We start from the raw sequence: 19,046 nt of genomic DNA on the forward strand, positions 1-19,046 counted from the left end.
AATATAAAAGTAAAGTAAATTACTGCTTAAATCGGGGTTGTCACAAAAAGAGTTTTTTCTTAACTTGTACGAGAGTATAAATTGTATCAATGGAAGCTTGGTTAAAGATATTTGCAATTGTTTGTAGGCGAACGCAGATATTTTACCGTAAAACTTACACGATGTAGGTTTTAGCGAACAATGAATCAAGGATGATGAATGTGAGCGACGGCAAAATATCCTAAGATGAGCCTCTAGAAACTCTTGCAAATATCTTGTAAGCAATCATTGATATAATGTTATACGGGAGTATGGTGGTAAACAGAAAAACTTTGTGTTTGTAACAGCCCCGTTTAAGCATAATTTTTGTAATAAAAAAAGCGCCGGATGGCTTACGGAGGCTAATATAAAATGAAAAAGTTAAAAAAACTAATAGCCATAATAATTATACTGACATTTTCCATAAATCTTGCAGCATGCGGAGATAAAAAGAAAACCAGATATGAGGCAGAATTTCTTGTGTTGTTTGATACCGTAACAAAAATTGTTGCCTATACTGAAACCAAAGAAGAATTCACAGAGTATTCTCAGCTCATATATGATAACCTAAAAGAATATCATGAATTATATGATATATACCATGATTATCCCGGAAAAAACAATATTAAGACTATTAACGACAATGCAGGAAAAAAGCCTGTAAAGGTAGACAAAAGGATAATAGACCTGCTGCTTTTTTCAAAGGAATGGTATAAAAAAACTGACAGTAAAGTGAACATTGCATTCGGTGCTGTTTTAAAAGTATGGCATAATTACCGTACGGAAGGTTTGGAAGACGAAGAGAATGCTAAAATACCTCCAATAGATATATTAAAGAAAGCATCACAACACACGGATATAAATAAAGTTAAAATAGATGAAAAAAACTCTACAGTTTTTCTGGAAGACCCTGAAATGAGTCTGGATGTGGGAGCTGTTGGGAAAGGATACGCAACAGAGCAGGTTAGCCGCATTGCAGAGGAAAAAGGCTTTAAATCAGGGCTTATAAGCGTAGGCGGAAATATACGTTCAATTGGAACCAAGGGCGTTGACAACCAGCTGTGGAATCTGGGAATTCAAAATCCTGACTCCAAAAGCGAGAACTCAACTTTAAAACTAATTTACGTAGAAGATAAATCAGTTGTTTCAAGCGGAGATTATGAGAGATACTATACCGTAAACGGTAAAAGATATCATCATATTATAGACCCCATTACACTATTTCCATCTGAGCATTTTTCAGCAGTTACTATAGTTACCCATAATTCAGGCATGGCTGATGTATTATCTACTGCCATTTTCAATATGCCTTTTGAACAGGGGAAGAAATTGATTGATTCTTTGCCTGATACGGAGGCTCTGTGGGTTGCGAAAGACGGTAAAATAAAGTACAGCAATGATTTTAGTAAATATTTAAATAAATAGGATATCGCATAAGTTCCACCTTTTAGTTATAATAAGTTAGTGTGCAATAATGCATAATAACTTAATATAAAAAGGAGGCCTGACCCCCTATGAGCAATCAAAGCAATAATTGGAAGAAGAATATAATATTGTTTCTGACAAGTCAGACCATATCTTTATTGGGCTCATCTTTGGTTCAATATGCCATTATATGGTATATAACCATGAGTACACAGTCTGGTGTAATGATGACCATTTCCATTATATGTGGTTTTGTACCTACGTTTTTCCTTTCACCCTTTGCTGGTGTATGGGCAGACAGATATAACCGCAAAGTACTTATAATGGTATCTGATAGTATAATAGCACTGGCCACGCTTATTATGGCAATTTTATTTATGACCGGATACGACAGTATGTGGATGCTTTTTGCAGTACTTGCAATAAGGGCACTGGGAACTGCAGTTCAGACACCTACGGTAGGTGCTTATATACCTCAAATTGTGCCTCAGGAAAACCTCACAAAAGTAAATGGAATAAACGGCAGCATACAAGCATTGGTTATGCTTGCATCACCAATGATAAGTGGTGCATTAATGAGTGTTACAACAATAACTTTAATTTTCTTCATAGATGTAATTACAGCAGTTATTGGGATTATGGTTCTTCTGCTGTTTGTGCATGTTCCTGTACATTCTAAAGCTGTTAATAATCAATCCAAAGGTTACTTTAAAGATTTTCATGAAGGGCTAATATACACAAAAAACCACAGATATTTGAGAACGTTTTTTGTATTTGTAGCATTGTTTTTATTTTTAGCAGCACCGGCATCATTCTTGACACCCCTTCAGGTAACAAGGACTTTTGGAAACGATGTGTGGAGGCTTACAGCAATAGAAATTGTATTTTCTGCAGGTATGACCCTAGGAGGGATTGTAATGACATCATGGGGCGGCTTTAAAAATAGAGCCTACACCATGGCGATATCTACACTGGTAACGGGTATCTGTACCTTTGTCCTTGGAATAGTACCAGTCTTCTGGATATATCTTGTATTTATGGGTATTATAGGCGTTTCGTTGCCGATTTTTAATATTCCATCGACTGTATTGCTACAGGAAAAGGTTGAAGAGGAATATATGGGAAGGGTATTTGGAGTACTGTCCATGATAACCAGCTCAACGATGCCTATAGGTATGCTTGTGTTTGGCCCTATGGCAGATTATATAAGAATAGAATGGCTGCTGAGAGTTACGGGGCTGCTTATTGTGATTATTGGGATTGCACTATATTTAAACAAGATTCTTGTAGAAGCGGGAAAGCCAAGTACACAGATTTAAATAAAGCAATTTGGTAGGGGCTTGTAAGTTAATGTTTACTTACAAGCCCCTAAAATATAAGGTTATTTAAATATAAATTTTTCATATTACCCTTTCCTAATTCATGTTACATTGAGTGATAAAGAGAACATATAAATAGTTGAAGATTGTAGCTGTTTGATTGTATAATATTTAACAGTGAACTGGAAAGAAGGCGGTTAATTGGTAAATTTAAACAACCCGTTTATATCATTGAGGCATATAAATTTTAGGTATTATTGGTTCGGAATGTGTGTTTCACAAATTGGAACATGGATGCAGAATATAGCTCAGCCTCTACTTGCATATAAACTGACGGATTCTCCTTTTTTGCTGGGGTTGGTAGGGGCACTTCAATTTTTACCTGTTCTGCTGTTTTCCTTGTTTGCTGGTGTTATAATTGATAGATTTTCTAAGAAGATAATTCTTATAATTACTCAATCAGCATCAATGTTAATAACACTCGTTCTTGCAATTTTAGCCTCTACAGGGGAAATAAGGTATTGGCATTTGATAGTAATGGCTACAGCCCTTGGAATGGCAAATACGTTGGATATGCCTGCAAGGCAATCTTTTGTAATTGAATTGGTTGGAAAAGAAGACCTGATGAACGCAATTGCCCTGAATTCCACTGTTTTTAACATTTCAAGAATTATTGGGCCTGCTATAGCAGGTATTTTAATGGAATACTCAGGCGTAGCTTTTTGCTTCTTTGCAAATGCAGTTAGCTTTGGAGCTGTGCTAATAAGCCTGTTTTTTATAAAGCCATTAAAGATAGAAAATGAGGCAGTTGAAAAGGGTAAAACTATATTACAAAATATTGGAGAAGGACTTAAATATATATTAAAAAGTGAAATTCTTTTCTCTACAATAATAATCATGACTATAGTCGGTACATTTGCCCCCAACTTTAGCGTTCTGGTACCTGTATTTACGTCAAAGATTCTTCATATGGGAGAAGCAGGATTCGGGTATCTTATGTCTTTTATGGGGGCTGGTTCACTGTTTGGTGCTGTTTACGTTGCATCTTTGAGCAGGTCAGGCCCCAAAAGGTTTATACTTCGTGTAGTTCCGTTTGTGGTTGGTTTACTGCTGATTTTAATTGCATTTACGGATAAATTCATACTTACAGGTCTGGCTCTTGCTGTGACAGGTTTTTTCTTTGTTATGTTTAGCTCAAGTTCCAACTCTGCATTACAGCTTAATACTGATAATGAATACAGGGGAAGAGTAATGAGTGTTTACACCTTGGTTTTTGCAGGGTCAACACCAATCGGAAATTTATTTGCAGGAGCAATGACAGAAGCATTTAGCGCCAGAATGGGGTTTGTTTCTTGCGGTGCAGCTATAGTCATATTAATGATTCCTATAATTATGTTATTGAAAGGAGCAAAGCTCTTTGTAAAACAATAACGCTAATTATAACAATTTTAATTTTTCTTAAGTCTTGTACAATTGTATCTGCAGATTTCCAATATGTTTGGGAATGTTGAGTGTTTTTTGCTTCAGCGTGTATAGTTTAAGATTGGTTAGGAATATTTACAAGTATAACGTATTATATTGACAATACTCCTTTAAATATGGTATTGTCTGCTTTTAGAAAAAAATTTTTGACTCTTACCTTTGTGAAGTACCTTGAAATTTTCAAGAATAATCCGTTAGTTAGGTAGAGAACAAATTGTTATATGGAAAGGAAGAGGGCCATGAATAAAGCAGAGCTTTTAGGCAGATGGACAAAAGAAAAGTCCGAAGAACTTTATGGAATTAAAAACTGGGGAGCCGGCTATTTTTCTATATCTGACAATGGAGAGGTGTTGGTGAATCCTTATAAAGATAACGGCCCTGCGGCTGTAAGCTTGATGGATATAATATCGGGGGTTCGGGAACGTGGATTGGACATGCCTGTACTTTTGCGTTTTGAAAATTTGCTGGACTCACAGATTTCATTTTTAAATAATTCATTTAGTGAAGCAATGCACAAGCTTAACTATAAAGGTGAGTACCGCGGTGTTTACCCTATAAAGGTAAATCAGCAGCAGCAGGTAGTAGAGGAAGTAACAAGGTTCGGACAGAGATATCACCACGGACTTGAAGTGGGTAGTAAGGCTGAACTTGTTGCAGCACTTTCAGTAATGAAAGATAAAGAAGCCTGTCTTATATGTAATGGTTACAAAGATGAAGAATTTATAGATTTGGGCCTTTATGCAGTAAAAATGGGCTTTAAGTGCTTTTTTGTAATAGAAATACCCGGGGAACTGGATATTGTTCTTGAACGTTCAAGAGCATTGGGAGTAAAACCTAATATTGGTATACGCATAAAGCTCTCGGCAAAAGCTGGGGGACACTGGACTGAATCCGGTGGGGACAGAAGTATATTCGGCTTGAATATGTCCCAAGTAATTTCTATGGTTGATACTTTGAAAGCAGAGGGAATGCTTGAATCTCTTAAATTATTGCACTATCATTTGGGCTCACAGATACCGAATATCAGGGATATTCGTTCGGCAGTTCTGGAAGCAGCTCGTGTTTATGCTGAGCTCGTAAAAGAAGGTGCGCCAATGGGATACCTTGATTTGGGTGGTGGATTGGCAGTAGACTATGACGGTTCAAATACAAATTACACTAACAGCCGAAACTACTCCGTTGAGGAATACTGCATGGATATTGTAGAGGCTGTTATGACTACTCTTGATTCAAGTGACGTACCTCACCCTGTAATTGTTACAGAATCAGGGCGTACAACAGTTGCATATCATTCAGTGCTTATATTCAATGTACTGGATACTGAAAAATTTGAAGAACATGATATACCGGACAAGCTTGACGAAAATACGTCAGAGCAGATAAAAAACCTATTTGATGTAAATAAGAATATAACCCTTAAAAATATTCAGGAGTGCTATAACGATGCCCTATACTACAGAGATGAAATTCGTGACATGTTCAAGCATGGACGTATTAGCCTCCGTGAGCGTGCATTTTCCGAAAGAATATTTTGGAATACCATAAACCAGATAGCAAAGGAAAAGCAAAAGTTGAAAAATGCTCCCCCTGACTTGGAGGATATAGAAAGTGCAATTGCTGATATTTATTATTGTAATTTTTCGCTATTTCAGTCAATACCTGACAGCTGGGCTATAGATCAGCTTTTCCCCATAATGCCTTTGCACAGATTGCTTGAATTGCCAAAAAGAAATGCAGTAATAGCAGATATAACTTGCGACTGTGACGGAAAAATAGATCATTTTATCGATTTACACGATGTAAGGAGTACACTGCCGTTGCACGAGTTTAAAAGTGACCAAGATTATTACCTTGGAGTTTTTTTGGTGGGTGCATATCAGGAGACACTTGGGGACCTTCACAATTTATTTGGAGATACAAATATTGTTAGCGTAAAGATAAACGGTGACGGTACCTATGACCTTGTTAAAGAGATTCATGGTGATAGTGTTTCGGATGTTCTTTCATATGTAGAATTTGATCCAAAAGACATGCTGGTAAGCTTCCGTGAAAAAGCTGAGCAGGCAATTCATGAAGGATTAATAAGTGCAAGTGAAAGACCTGAAATAATGCGTGCATATGACAATGGGCTGAGAGGATACACCTATTACGAAAGATAAAAAAGTGGTATAACGTAAGATTGAACTGTAAAAAGGTTTGAGGCAAATGGGATTAAAAGTCTTAAAATGCCTGAACCTTTTTATTTGTACCAGAAAAAATTATAGCAGACCATTTTTTAACACAAAAACCCCTACTTCCCAAGATCCTCCCAGTGTTCATATGCTTCATAGAGTTCTGTAAAGGCTCCCGCTTTGTCTTTTGCAAGTATTGAACCGCGTAGTCGTGCCAGATTAATACTGAATGCATTAATTTCATCACGTTCTGAGCTGAACTGAACCATTCTGACAATTTTCTTCCATACTTCAGATAAATGATTAGTATCTTGGACGGCTTTATCCCAATCATCCATTTGGATGTCATTAATAACGGCATTTATTGATTCAGATATACTGTCATTCTTTCCAAGGGATCTTTTTAAAAAAATATCGCTTTCCATTACAAAAATAAATAAAATCAGTGTAATTATAGGAATGGTTATAACCAGAAATTTTCTCATTTGATTCACTCCGTTAATATGGTCCTTTATAATCACCAATGTCAGTGATTTTAGTCATGTGGTCATGGTACAAATCAATATAAAGAGAACCAGATGGGTCAAGGGTTGCAATAAAAACATCCGAAATATTTGAAATTCCCTGCTTTTTTAGCTCATTTAGAAGCCAGGTTTTATCCTTACCCAGTTGCTTTAGATTTTCTTCTATTAATATTCCGTCATAAATCAGTTCACTGCTTATGCCTGTTTGTTTTTTCTGAATATTCATGTCTTTTGGTGTAAGGTTCTGAAATTCGGGCTTTTTAAGAACAGATAACCGACCATTTGGCTCAATTATTGCAAAATCAACCTCATTCAAATCAAATATATCCTTGTTTCTAAGTAACTCAGTAATATCTGAAACCCTGAACCTCATTTTTTTCAAAGTTTTCTCCATTATTTTGCCATTCATAATTACTATAGTAGGCTCATCTTCTAAATATTTGGCTATATATCTCCATTTCAAAGTTATATATTCTAACAAGAACCCCAAAGCTGCCCATACCAGTAATCCTATCCAATGAGGCCATGAACGGCTGGAAAGGTCTGTTGATAATGTTGCCGCAATGGAGCCAATTGTTATTCCCAATATATAATCAAAAAATGTTAGTTGGCTTAACTGCTCCTTGCCTAATATTCTGGTAAATATCAGAAGAGAAAAAAAGCTAATAATAGATCTGACACACACTACCAGTCCTTCATTCAATTCAATTCCTCCCGATAACCGATAATAAGTTATTATTCTGTTGTAAATATTTTTTATGCAGTTAAAGGAGAATAATAAGTGTGGCGGAGTTGGATTCATAATGGAATGTAACTGATTATAGAAAGATGATTTAGAAAAGTATTTTAATAACTATTGTTTTACAATTAAATATGGTGGTATAATATTACATTATACCACTGAATTTACATGTGGAGGTTCCAAATGAATGTTAAATATGGTATTATAGGGTTAGGTGGTATAGCTCAGGTATTTGCCGGAGCATTAAATGCCGTTTCGGATACTGAACTGTTGGCTGTAGCTTCCGGCAGCAGAGAAAGAGCAGAAGCTTTTTCGAAAAAATTCAATGCATCAAAAATATATGACAGTTACACTGAACTAATACATGATAAGGAAGTAAATGTCGTATACGTCGCACTTACGCACAATTTTCATTATGATTTAGTTAAAATGTGTCTTGAAAACGGTAAGGCAGTTTTATGTGAAAAACCTCTTACTACAAATAAAAAAGATACGGAAGAGCTGATTGCTCTTGCAAGAAAAAATAGAGTGCTTTTAATGGAAGCCATGTGGACTCGCTGTCTGCCTTCCTTTCAAAAAGCAAAAGAATGGGTAGCTTCAGGTAGAATTGGCGATGTTAAGTTGATAGATGCAAAATTCTGTTTCAACGCACCTTACGATCCTAAACACAGACTGTTTAATCCCAAACTGGCAGGCGGCAGCTTATATGATACCGGGGTATATGTTATAGAATTTACCACAGGAATTCTTGGAGAAAAGCCGGAAAAGGTCAGTGGATTTGCAACATTAGCAGAAACAGGTGTAGATGATTTTGCAGTAATAAATATGAGCTTTAAATCGGGTGCACTGGCCATGTTAAGCTGTGGAACGCGGGCTCACGTGAACAGAGATGCAGGAATTTACGGGACGAATGGAAGAATTGTAGTATATGAGTTTTTCAGTTCAAAGAAATGTGAGCTTTATGACAATAACAATAATCTGATTGAATCTTTTGAAGATGATTGCCAGGAAGGTTTTGTTTATCAAATAAGGCATTTTAATAATTTATTTAATAAAGGCAAGCTTGAAAGTGATATAATTCCTCTTGAAGATACTGCAAATTGTGCCGATGTATTTGATAAGCTGATAAAGCAGTGGGGAATTGAAGAAAACTTATAAAATACGATGAGGAATATATTATCAATAAAACTAAAAAATGTTATTTGAATAAATGGCTTTTACAATTCTTTATGACATCAGCGATGCCGGATGTCCTCTCTAATGACAGTAGTACTCCGGGAGAATATGTAAGAGCCAATAATGAAAGAAAGGTTGTTATTACAAAAGATAGTACTTAAATAGTTCTTCAATTAGCCCATAATAAGATGTATGTAAATGGGGTAAAGACAATGAGTGATGCACCTACATGTTAAGTAGACAGAAGAACTGTTGTACCAATTAAATTTATTGTTGAGAATATGGAATTATTTGCAAATGGAATAGTGATTCACAAGTAGTTGAGATTGAAAATCCTACTCCAATTGTATCGGCAGAGCCGACAATTACATCTGTGGAACTGACAACTATACCGACAGAGCCAACAATGACTCCGGCAGCACAGTAAAACAATCACATCAAAACGGATTGTTCTCTGTTATATTAAGGGGGAGATATATTAATTGGATATACGACAATTATATAACGAGATGGAGACATTGAGAGAAAAACTGAATCTAGAGATGGAAGATTGCCTTGAAAATGGAGGCATGAGTCTGGAAGTTTTAGATTTGAGTAAAAAACTTGATGAATTAATAGTAGCATATATGAGGCTGGAGAAGTCGGAACCCAAAACAGAGAGTAATGAAGTTGCCTGATATAATAACAAATAGCATGTAAATAAACGGAACTTGTATGAATAGATTTTTCTATTAGCAAGTTCCGTTTTGTTTATAAAAAAACTATTGTATTTTTTATACCAGTTATTTCTATTTGTGTTTAAAATAATCTGTCGTTATAAATGGGGTATTAGCTTTGCCTTTTATTCCACTTCCTCTCTTTTCGAGTAGTTTATGAGTAATAATTGCAATACTACCAGATTATGGGTATGAAATGGTACAACTATATTTTCATATCATAATTAATATAAGTGGAGGTCAGCTTACCCAGACTGAGGACGCAGAAGAATACTTGGAACAGGCAGTTAGACTTTGCCGGGATAAAGGAGTACTATTGGTTGCAGCCGCCGGAAATGATGGATGTGATTGCATTCATATACCCGCCTCCATGCAGTCAGTTCTGGCTGTTGCGCAATGGATAAAAATGGTAATCCGCTTCCATCAAGTAATTGGGGAGCAGCGTATGGACGACAGGGTATCCTTGCACCTGGAGAAGATATACCTGGTGCGTTGCCTGGGGGCGGAACAGGCAATAAAACTGGCACAAGCTTTTCCACACCCATTGTTACCGGAGTAATCGGACTCATGCTAAGCATAGCTGAAAAAAAAGGCGTTGCCCTGGACCCATATATGATAAAAGAAATTCTTCTCAAAACAGCTAGCCGGTGTGAGGATGTCCAGAGTGGTGATTGCAAAAAAATGTTAGCCGGAAAGTTGAATATTGCAAGTGCCTTGGAGCTGTTGAATCAAGTAATTGAAAGTCAAAACAAGATTCCTAAAAATGATTTCAAATATAATAAAATGAAAGGAATTATTAAAAGTATGGAAAACATAAAAAATATGGAAAACAATGAGAACCAGTTATTAACTGCTTCAATGTCAATTCAGGAGGAAAAAGTCGAAGCTGCTGGATTGCCTGACATTGAAACTACAAATCCTCAGGAAGTTCAAAACATGCTACATGAGAGCAATAGAAGTTGTGTGCATTTTTAAATGCACGCAGCTGCTTATCCTATGTATAGGGTAGTCACCCAAATGCGAGAAGTTTGCTTTTTATACTTTAGAACTTCATCTGATTGGGAGGGGATGCATATTGAATACATAAAAATGCCTGTACGTTTAATAATAGTCACATCCGGGTTAAAAGGAGGGGGTTGGGTGAAACATCTCCAATACATAAATGAAGTTCTTAGTTCATGGAAAAAGTGCATGAAAATAGGACTTCCCAATAATATTTTATTTCCTGTTTTGTCTCTGAATCAAAAAGACAAGGAAAAACTTCTGGTCAGAAACTCATTGCTGATTTCAGTATTTGAAGATTGTACAAACATATTTAAAGGCATGCTTCCGGTAGAGTCCATTTTTATACTGACAGATTCTCATGGAACTATACTAAAAAAAAATAAACCATTGTGGGAAAGCAAGTTTTCCGTTTCTTACTGAAGGAATATCATTTTTAGAGGAAAGCATGGGCACAAATTCCGTAGCTATGTCAATAAACCTGAACAAACCAGTATACTCAATTCCTAAGCACCACTACTGTTCATTTCTTAATAAGACTTACCTTTTCTGCAAGCCCATGTTTCTTCATGAGAATACCACTGCCTATCTTGTTCTTGCCAATGAAAACAAACCCATTTCAAAAGAGCTGTTTGCATTGACGGAGCTTCTTTGCTCTCATATATGCAGTGTCTACAAACAAATCAAAAAAGAAAATACAATATGCAAAAATCAGAAAATAAGGTTAAGTCAGAAAGAAATGTCGATTCTGTTACTTATGGCAGGAGGAAAACCTGACAAGGCTATTGCATTAGAAATGAACCGCTGTATTGATACCATAAAGTTTCATAAAAAGAATATATTCCGCAAGCTCAATGCCAGTTGTACCATTGAGGCTGTTATTAAAGCATTTAAGGAAAATATCATTACGCTAGATCAGATAGATGTTTAGATTATTTGAAATTGTCATATAAAGGATAGAAAATTAATGATAATCACATAATATATTCATATGCGTATAAATTATATTGATTTTTGGTATTATTTTCTGTATAATCACCGTGAAGTAATTAAGATATATGTAATCAGGAGGTATTGATGATATGGGAAAGGCTTTGATAATTGGTGCGGGCGGTGTAGCAAACGTTGTTATCCATAAATGCTGTCAGAATCCCGATGTATTTGAAGAAATATGTATAGCCAGCAGAACTTTGGAAAAATGTGAGGCTATAAAAAATAAATTGGCAGGTAGCAAAACTAAAATTCAAACAGCACAGGTAGATGCTGATAATACTGATATGCTAATCGACCTTATCAATAAATTCAGGCCGGACATTGTTATAAATGTAGCACTTCCATATCAGGATTTGACTATAATGGATGCGTGTCTTGCAACAGGTGTGGATTACCTTGATACTGCAAACTATGAGCCGCCTGAGATACCAAAGTTTGAATATAAATGGCAATGGGCTTACAGGGACAAATTTGAAAAGGCAGGAATAACCGCACTTTTGGGAAGTGGATTTGACCCAGGTGTAACAAGCGTTTTCTGTGCATATGCTCAGAAACATTATTTTGATGAGATACATTATATAGATATAGTGGATGCAAATGCTGGAGACCACGGATATCCCTTTGCTACAAATTTTAATCCTGAAATAAACATACGTGAAATAACTGCAAAGGGAAGTTATTGGGAAAATGGTCATTGGGTTGAAACAGAACCCCTTGAATTAAAAAGGGTTTACAATCTTCCGGAAATTGGACCAAAGGATATCTATTTATTACACCACGAGGAGATTGAGTCTTTGGCAATCAATATAAAGGGTGTAAAAAGAATTAGGTTCTGGATGACTTTTTCCGAGAAATACCTTACACATTTAAGGGTACTTGAAAATGTAGGTATGACATCCATAGAACCAATTGATTTTGAAGGCCAAAAGATTATTCCTCTGCAGTTCCTGAAAGCTGTACTTCCAGACCCGGCTTCACTTGGACCAAGAACTAAAGGAAAAACAAATATCGGATGTATTATACAAGGTATTAAAGACGGAAAGCCAAGAACCTATTATGTTTATAACGTATGTGTGCATGAAGAATGTTATGCGGAAGTAGGTTCACAGGCAATTTCCTATACAACAGGAGTTCCTGCAATGATAGGTGCAATGATGCTACTCAAGGGAATTTGGAAAGGACCGGGTGTTTTCAATATAGAGGAATTTGATCCTGATCCCTTTATGGAAGAACTGAACAGGTGCGGACTTCCTTGGAAAGAGAGCTTTGCACCAGAACTTATAGATTAATAAGGTACTTTAAGGGGCCGCTGCCAAATGTCAAAACTACGGATATAGTTAGGGCTGGTGGCGGCTGATTAACTTTTTTAAATAAATTGGGCTCATGGAGGCTAAAATAAATTGATTAATAACTTAGATATTGATATAAAAAGCTTACCGACGCCATGTTATATAGTTGATGAGCGTCTTCTTGTAAAAAATCTTGAAATTTTGGATTCAGTTCAAAAACGTACAGGCTGCAAAATACTTCTGGCACAAAAGGGTTTTTCAATGCATTCAGTATATCCTCTGATTGGAAAATATTTGGCAGGGGTTACCTCAAGTTCTTTGTTTGAGGCAAGACTGGGCTATGAGAAAATGGGAAAAGAAGTTCATATCTACGCTCCTGCATATATAGAAGAAGAGTTTGATGAAATAATGAAATACTGTGACCATATAGTATTCAATTCATTTCACCAATGGATTAAATATAAGGACAAGGTTAAAGCATCAACTAAAAAAATTGGCTGCGGAATTCGTATAAATCCAGAGTATTCTGAATTGGAGCATCCAATATATGACCCCTGCTATAAATTCTCAAGATTGGGAGTGACTCTTTCCAACTTCAAACCTGAAGAACTGGAAGGTATTGAAGGACTCCATTTCCATACAATGTGTGAGCAAAATTCAGATACACTAGAGAGAACAATTAAAGTAGTTGATGAAAAATTCGGACGCTATATAAAGGATATGAAATGGTTGAATTTTGGGGGAGGCCACCATATAACCAGACCTGATTATGACATAGAAACACTTGTGCGTTCAATTAAATACTTTCAGGATAAGTACGGAGTTGACGTATATCTGGAACCCGGCGAAGCAGTTGCATTAAATACTGGCTATCTTGTAGCAAAAGTACTTGATACAGTAGAAAACGGAATGAATATTGCAATATTGGATACATCAGCAGCCTGCCATATGCCTGATGTATTGGAAATGCCATACAGACCAAATATAATTGGTGCAGGAAAGCCTGATGAAAACCCTGTAACCTACAGACTTGGAGGACATACCTGTCTGGCAGGGGATATTATAGGAGACTACTCCTTTAAGGAAAATCTGAAGCCTGGTGACAGACTTATTTTCTGTGATATGGCACATTATACAATGGTTAAGAATAATACCTTCAACGGAGTAAACCTTCCGGCCATTGCACTCTATAGTGAGAAGGAAGGAATAAGAATAATAAAGCAGTTCGGCTATGAGGATTTTGAAGGAAGATTGTCTTAGAATATATGATGTTTGATATAATTTCATATCTTGTTAATCAGTTCATACGGGAACGTGTTCCAGGTAGTAATAAACCAGGGAACACTTCCCGTATTTTTTGATATCGACATAGATTATTTTTCGTATGTTTTCCCTTCGATTATGCAATACTTCTAACTTACTGTAACAAAATTATATAAATGTCACAATTTTATATGAAGAAGTAAGTTTTCTAAATTAAAATGCTTTTTTTATCGTGTTAAAATTAGAATATAATAATAAAGGAGGCAAAAATATGAAAAAAGTTATTGGAAAAACCCTTTCTGCCGCTTTAGCACTAGCTATGACAGTATCGATTGCGGCTTGTGGTTCAGGGAACCAATCCGAATCATCATCCTCTACGTCAGCAGCAAGTTCATCAGCGGCTACAACAAGTTCTGTAGCATCAGGCGATCCTGTAAAATTGACTCTGTGGCATATTCAGACAACTGAGCCTATGACATCCAACATTAAGGCGGATATTGACAGGTTCACTAAGGATAATCCAAAGTATTCAGTAGATGTTGAGGCTATGCAGAATGATGCATACAAAACAAAACTGAAAATTGCATTAAGTTCAAATACTGCACCTGATATATTCTTTAGCTGGACAGGAGGCCCAATGAATGAATATGTTGATGCAGACAAGATTGTGGATTTAACACCATTCATGGAAAAAGACAATTATAAGGACCGTTTCATGGATGCAGGTATTAACCAGGCTACATACAAAGATAAAATATGGGGTGTTCCTGTAGAAAACACTTCAGTTGCAATGTTCTTCTACAACAAAGACTTATTTGCAAAATACAACCTTCAAGTTCCAAAAACTATAAAAGAACTCGAAGCTGTATGTGATACTTTGAAGAAGAACGGTATAATCCCATTCTCATTGGCAAACAAGACTCAATGGACAGGTTCAATGTACTATATGTACCTTGCTAACCGTATCGGTGGAGCAGATGCATTCAAGAATGCAGCAGCACGTACTGGCTCATTTGAAGATGAATCATTTAAGCAAGCAGGAACTATACTGCAAGAATGGGTTAAGAAAGATTACTTCAATAAAGGCTTCAACGGTCTTGATGAAGATTCCGGACAATCTCGTACACTTCTGTACACTGAAAAAGCAGCTATGACACTTATGGGTTCATGGTTCCTTTCAACAGCTGCAGGTGAAAATAAAGACTTTATGTCAAAAGTAGGCTCATTCCCATTCCCAGCTGTTGAAGGCGGTAAGGGTGAACCAGATGCAGTTGTTGGTACAGTTGGAGATAATTTCTATCACATTGCAAAGACATGTAAAGACCCTGAAGGTGCATTCAAGGCTATACAGTATATGATAGATGATACAGCAATTCAAAAACGTATCGAAGCAGGAAGAGTTCCTCCTGTAAAGGGTGTAAAGGTTAGCGATCCTCTTCTCCAGAATGTTTTGGATGCAGTTCAAAAAGCTCCTTCTGTTCAGTTGTGGTATGACCAATACCTCTCACCTGAATTGAGTGATCTCCACAAGAGTACTACACAGGCTCTGTTTGGATTATCAAAGACTCCTGAACAAGTTGACAAAGAAATGGAAGCAAAGGCTAAGGAGTTAGCAGAGAAAAATTAAGTATTAGAATGACGTAAAGTAAATTAAGAGTATAAAATGATTGGGTACTTTAACTTACAGGTACCCAATCAATTTATACGGCATAGACTTAACGTAAGAAAAAAAGATATATAATCCTTATTTCTCTAAAATTAATGCAATTCAGGAAGGGGAAGATATAATGCAAGCTACCCGCTCATTATCAGAATACAGAAAAAAGAGTACGTTTATAGCAACAACAGTATTTCTTCTGCCCGTATTCTTTTTTATTCTTATTTTTATTATATATCCTATAATAGATTCATTTTGGCTGAGCCTGCATGAATGGAACGGCATAACTTCCGGAAAAACTTTTTTGGGCTTGGAAAACTGGAAGACATTAATGGGAGATAAAATCTTTTTCAAAGCTTTTTTGAATAATATGATTATAGTGGTTTTGTCCATTGCAATCCAGCTCCCAATAGCAATGGCTATTGCTTTTCTTCTTGACACAGGAGGAAAGAAACTTAATTTCTTAAAAATGATATATTTTCTTCCAATGCTAATGTCATCAGTAGCAATTGGATTCTTATTCAAGTATACATATGACCCTCAGTTTGGACTAATTAGTGCAGTTGACACTATGTTAGGCGGAGAGGGAATGATTGATGTGCTGGGAGACCCGCGCAGAGCTATTTTTGGTGTTATAGCAGTTGTATGCTGGCAATTTGTACCTTTTTACATGGTTTACTTTCTGGCAGCATTAAGTTCGTTGCCGGTTGAAATATATGAAGCATCAATTATTGATGGCGCATCCTATGGCCAATATTTTTGGAAGGTTGCTTTACCATCCATGAAGGGAACTATTAAAAGTGCAGCGATATTGTCACTCGTAGGTTCTCTCAAATATTTTGATTTGATTTACGTTATGACACAAGGCGGTCCTGACGGTGCTACAGAGCTTATGGCAACGTACATGTATAAGAACGCATTTACCATAGGTAAAATGGGATACGGTGCTGCAGTTGCATCCGGAATGTTTATAATAATTACCGTTATTTCCTTGGTAACGCTAAGAGTCATAAACGGGAAAGAGGAGGCCTGATGCGCATGAAAAAGAAATTTAAAGTCGGAAAAATATTCGTTGCCTTACTGGCATTGATATGGCTTGTAATTGCGGGTGCTCCTTTCTACTTTATGGTGGCATCAGCCTTTAAAGAGCAGTTTGAGATATTCACTGCAGGGGTTTTCGCAATGCCGAAAGGTCTGTACTTAGAGAATTTCAAAAAGGTTATTGAGAGTGATTTTTACAAATACTTATTAAATAGCTTGTTTGTAGTTGGAGTATCATTAATATTAATACTATTTACATCACTGTTTGCTTCATATCCTTTTTCAAGATTCAAATTTAAACTAAACAAGCCTCTTTTCGGAATAATAGTTGCTGCAATGGCCGTACCAATACATGTAACCTTGATACCTGTATTCCAACTTACACAAAAATTGAACCTATACGATACTATATTTGCACTCATAGGCCCATATACCGCTTTTAATCTACCTATATCGGTGTTTATCCTTACAGGATTTATGGCAGAGATTCCAAAAGAACTTGAAGAATCCGCTGAAATTGACGGATGCGGTAAGTATCGCACATTCTTCAGTATTATAGCTCCACTTTCAAAACCAGGACTTGCAACTCTTGCTATATATAACAGTGTAAACATGTGGAACGAGTTCAGCTTTGCACTTGTACTTACACAATCAAAAGGAAGCCGTACACTTCCTCTTTCAATATGGGAATTCCAGGGCCAGTATAATGCTAACATACCTATGATTATGGCTGTTTTGACATTGTGTGCATTGCCAATGATTCTTGCTTTTGCTATTGGTCAGGAAAAACTCATAAAAGGAATGATGGCTGGAGCAGTTAAAGGATAAAGTTAATAATACAAGTTAAAATCTCAGTAGTTTTCTACAGACAGAAAACTCCAAATGGTATATAATAAGGCTATATATTAACTTATGAGGTATAATATGAAAAAAATATTAAAAGCCATTATTATACTGATGACCGTACTAATTATTTCCGGATGTTTTTATGGTGGAGATAACGTGATGGTTAATCCAAAGCCTTTAAAAAAGCAATTGACTTTGTATACCATACAGGGAGATTCATCTGTAAATCAGGTAATTGCAGATTCTGTTTACAGATTTGAAAAGGATAACAGTAGCTTTGAAGTAGTACACGAACTTATTCCAAACGACTTGTACAAGAACAGGCTATCTGTTTGTGTAGCAACTAATCAAATGCCGGATGTTTTTCCCACCTGGTCCGGAGGCATTTTAAAGCAGTACATAAGTATTGGTGGAGTAGTTAATCTCGAAAAATATATGAAGACTGATAATTACAGTCAACGGTTTAATGACAAGGCGTTAAAAATGGTTACTGATGAGAAAGGAATATGGGGCGTTCCTGTTGAAAATATGTCAATCGCTCTTATATTCTATAACAAAGACATTTTTAATGCCTTGAAGTTATCCGAACCAAATACTTTTGACGAACTCAAAGATATAATAATTAAACTAAAACAGCATCACTATATTCCATTTGCCCTTGCAAACAGGACTGCCTGGACAGGGTCAATGTTCTACATGTATTTTGTAGATCGACTTGGAGGGCCTTCAGTTTTTGATAACGCAGCAAACAGAAAAAATAACGGTTCCTTCGATAACGATGTATTTGTGAAGGCCGGGAAAATGGTGCAACAGCTTGTAAATATGGGAGCTTTTCCGCAAGGCTTCAACTGGATGGACGAAGATGCTGGAGATTCTAGAAATCTTTTGTATAATAATTCAGCATGTATGACATTGGCTGGTAGTTGGTTTATAAGCAATGTAAGATATGAAAAGCCTGAATTTGTGAATAAGGTAGGAGTCTTTCCATTCCCTTCAATTTCAGGAGGAAAAGGTGATTCCCGTAATACTATCGGAACACTGGGGGACAATTTTTACTCCGTTGCCAGTTCGTGCGAGTATCCTGATAAAGCCTTTGAGCTTATAAAGTACTTAATTGATGATACTGCTGTAAAAAAACGTATAGATGCAGGGAAAATACCGCCTGTCAAGGAGCTGGACATAAAAGATCCTTTGATTAATGAAATATTGGGTTATATAAATCAGTCTCCAAATGTTCAATTCTGGTATGATCAGTACCTTCCTCCAAAGCTGTCGGAAGCTCACTTATTTCTCTCACGACGTATATTTGGAGGGGAAGACCCAAAAAGAGCAGCTGAACAATTGGAGAGTATTACGAAACAATACTATAATCAGTAACAGGT

Annotated in this window: 17 protein-coding genes and 1 pseudogene; 16 read left to right on the forward strand and 2 right to left on the reverse strand. The window is 36.3% G+C overall.

All coding sequences use genetic code 11. The features are described from left to right. Nucleotides 1–390: 390 nt before the first annotated feature. The 4 genes from K412_RS0112220 (at nucleotide 391) to speA (ending at nucleotide 6,403) form a co-directional block, all read left to right on the forward strand. Nucleotides 391–1,443, forward strand: coding sequence for an FAD:protein FMN transferase (locus K412_RS0112220; protein WP_024833373.1), 1,053 nt, complete (start codon nucleotides 391–393; stop codon nucleotides 1,441–1,443). Nucleotides 1,444–1,532: 89 nt separating this feature from the next. Further along, the gene (locus tag K412_RS0112225) at nucleotides 1,533–2,762 is read left to right on the forward strand and encodes an MFS transporter (protein ID WP_024833374.1); all 1,230 of its coding nucleotides are present in this window, start codon (nucleotides 1,533–1,535) and stop codon (nucleotides 2,760–2,762) included. 201 nt (nucleotides 2,763–2,963) lie between these two features. Further along, nucleotides 2,964–4,193, forward strand: a complete 1,230-nt coding sequence (locus K412_RS0112230; protein ID WP_024833375.1) for an MFS transporter — start codon at nucleotides 2,964–2,966, stop codon at nucleotides 4,191–4,193. A 290-nt stretch (nucleotides 4,194–4,483) separates the two neighbouring features. Continuing rightward, nucleotides 4,484–6,403 carry a biosynthetic arginine decarboxylase gene (gene speA / locus K412_RS0112235; RefSeq protein ID WP_024833376.1) on the forward strand — a complete coding sequence of 640 codons (1,920 nt, stop codon included), beginning with the start codon at nucleotides 4,484–4,486 and terminating at the stop codon, nucleotides 6,401–6,403. A gap of 131 nt (nucleotides 6,404–6,534) precedes the next feature. Here the strand turns inward: speA and K412_RS0112240 are convergent, their stop codons facing one another. Further along, the gene (locus tag K412_RS0112240) at nucleotides 6,535–6,900 is read right to left on the reverse strand and encodes a DUF4363 family protein (protein ID WP_024833377.1); all 366 of its coding nucleotides are present in this window, start codon (nucleotides 6,898–6,900) and stop codon (nucleotides 6,535–6,537) included. Between the two features lie 13 nt (nucleotides 6,901–6,913). Continuing rightward, complete coding sequence (locus K412_RS0112245) at nucleotides 6,914–7,642, reverse strand: YetF domain-containing protein (protein WP_024833378.1); 729 nt, start codon at nucleotides 7,640–7,642, stop codon at nucleotides 6,914–6,916. 222 nt (nucleotides 7,643–7,864) lie between these two features. Here K412_RS0112245 and K412_RS0112250 point away from each other — a divergent pair, with 222 nt between their 5' ends. The 12 genes and pseudogenes from K412_RS0112250 to K412_RS0112305 all read left to right on the forward strand — a co-directional run bounded on the left by K412_RS0112250 (nucleotide 7,865) and on the right by K412_RS0112305 (nucleotide 19,041). After that, on the forward strand, nucleotides 7,865–8,839 hold the full coding sequence (locus K412_RS0112250) for a Gfo/Idh/MocA family protein (protein ID WP_024833379.1): 975 nt from the start codon (nucleotides 7,865–7,867) through the stop codon (nucleotides 8,837–8,839). Between the two features lie 500 nt (nucleotides 8,840–9,339). Then, nucleotides 9,340–9,534 (forward strand): aspartyl-phosphate phosphatase Spo0E family protein, encoded by a 195-nt coding sequence (locus tag K412_RS0112255; protein ID WP_024833380.1) that lies wholly within the window; start codon nucleotides 9,340–9,342, stop codon nucleotides 9,532–9,534. 235 nt (nucleotides 9,535–9,769) lie between these two features. Then, nucleotides 9,770–9,910, forward strand: a pseudogene (locus K412_RS23105) (hypothetical protein); the annotation flags it as partial. Nucleotides 9,911–9,969: 59 nt separating this feature from the next. Beyond that, complete coding sequence (locus K412_RS21375) at nucleotides 9,970–10,548, forward strand: S8 family serine peptidase (protein WP_081741765.1); 579 nt, start codon at nucleotides 9,970–9,972, stop codon at nucleotides 10,546–10,548. Nucleotides 10,549–10,713: 165 nt separating this feature from the next. Further along, on the forward strand, nucleotides 10,714–10,998 hold the full coding sequence (locus K412_RS20740; RefSeq protein WP_024833383.1) for a hypothetical protein: 285 nt from the start codon (nucleotides 10,714–10,716) through the stop codon (nucleotides 10,996–10,998). A gap of 25 nt (nucleotides 10,999–11,023) precedes the next feature. Further along, entirely contained in the window at nucleotides 11,024–11,506 is a 483-nt protein-coding gene (locus K412_RS0112275; protein WP_024833384.1) for a helix-turn-helix domain-containing protein, read from the forward strand. A 151-nt stretch (nucleotides 11,507–11,657) separates the two neighbouring features. Further along, nucleotides 11,658–12,857 carry a saccharopine dehydrogenase family protein gene (locus K412_RS0112280; protein WP_024833385.1) on the forward strand — a complete coding sequence of 400 codons (1,200 nt, stop codon included), beginning with the start codon at nucleotides 11,658–11,660 and terminating at the stop codon, nucleotides 12,855–12,857. A gap of 111 nt (nucleotides 12,858–12,968) precedes the next feature. Beyond that, nucleotides 12,969–14,117 (forward strand): carboxynorspermidine decarboxylase, encoded by a 1,149-nt coding sequence (gene nspC, locus K412_RS0112285; RefSeq protein WP_024833386.1) that lies wholly within the window; start codon nucleotides 12,969–12,971, stop codon nucleotides 14,115–14,117. Nucleotides 14,118–14,391: 274 nt separating this feature from the next. Beyond that, nucleotides 14,392–15,747: an extracellular solute-binding protein gene (locus tag K412_RS0112290; protein WP_024833387.1), complete on the forward strand. Its 1,356-nt coding sequence runs from the start codon at nucleotides 14,392–14,394 to the stop codon at nucleotides 15,745–15,747. Nucleotides 15,748–15,907: 160 nt separating this feature from the next. Beyond that, entirely contained in the window at nucleotides 15,908–16,810 is a 903-nt protein-coding gene (locus K412_RS0112295) for a carbohydrate ABC transporter permease (RefSeq protein ID WP_024833388.1), read from the forward strand. 5 nt (nucleotides 16,811–16,815) lie between these two features. After that, complete coding sequence (locus K412_RS0112300) at nucleotides 16,816–17,646, forward strand: carbohydrate ABC transporter permease (RefSeq protein ID WP_024833389.1); 831 nt, start codon at nucleotides 16,816–16,818, stop codon at nucleotides 17,644–17,646. Between the two features lie 96 nt (nucleotides 17,647–17,742). Then, nucleotides 17,743–19,041: an extracellular solute-binding protein gene (locus K412_RS0112305; RefSeq protein WP_024833390.1), complete on the forward strand. Its 1,299-nt coding sequence runs from the start codon at nucleotides 17,743–17,745 to the stop codon at nucleotides 19,039–19,041. The last annotated feature ends 5 nt before the right edge of the window (nucleotides 19,042–19,046 follow it).

Source organism: Ruminiclostridium josui JCM 17888 (assembly GCF_000526495.1).
GTDB lineage: Bacteria > Bacillota > Clostridia > Acetivibrionales > DSM-1351 > Ruminiclostridium > Ruminiclostridium josui.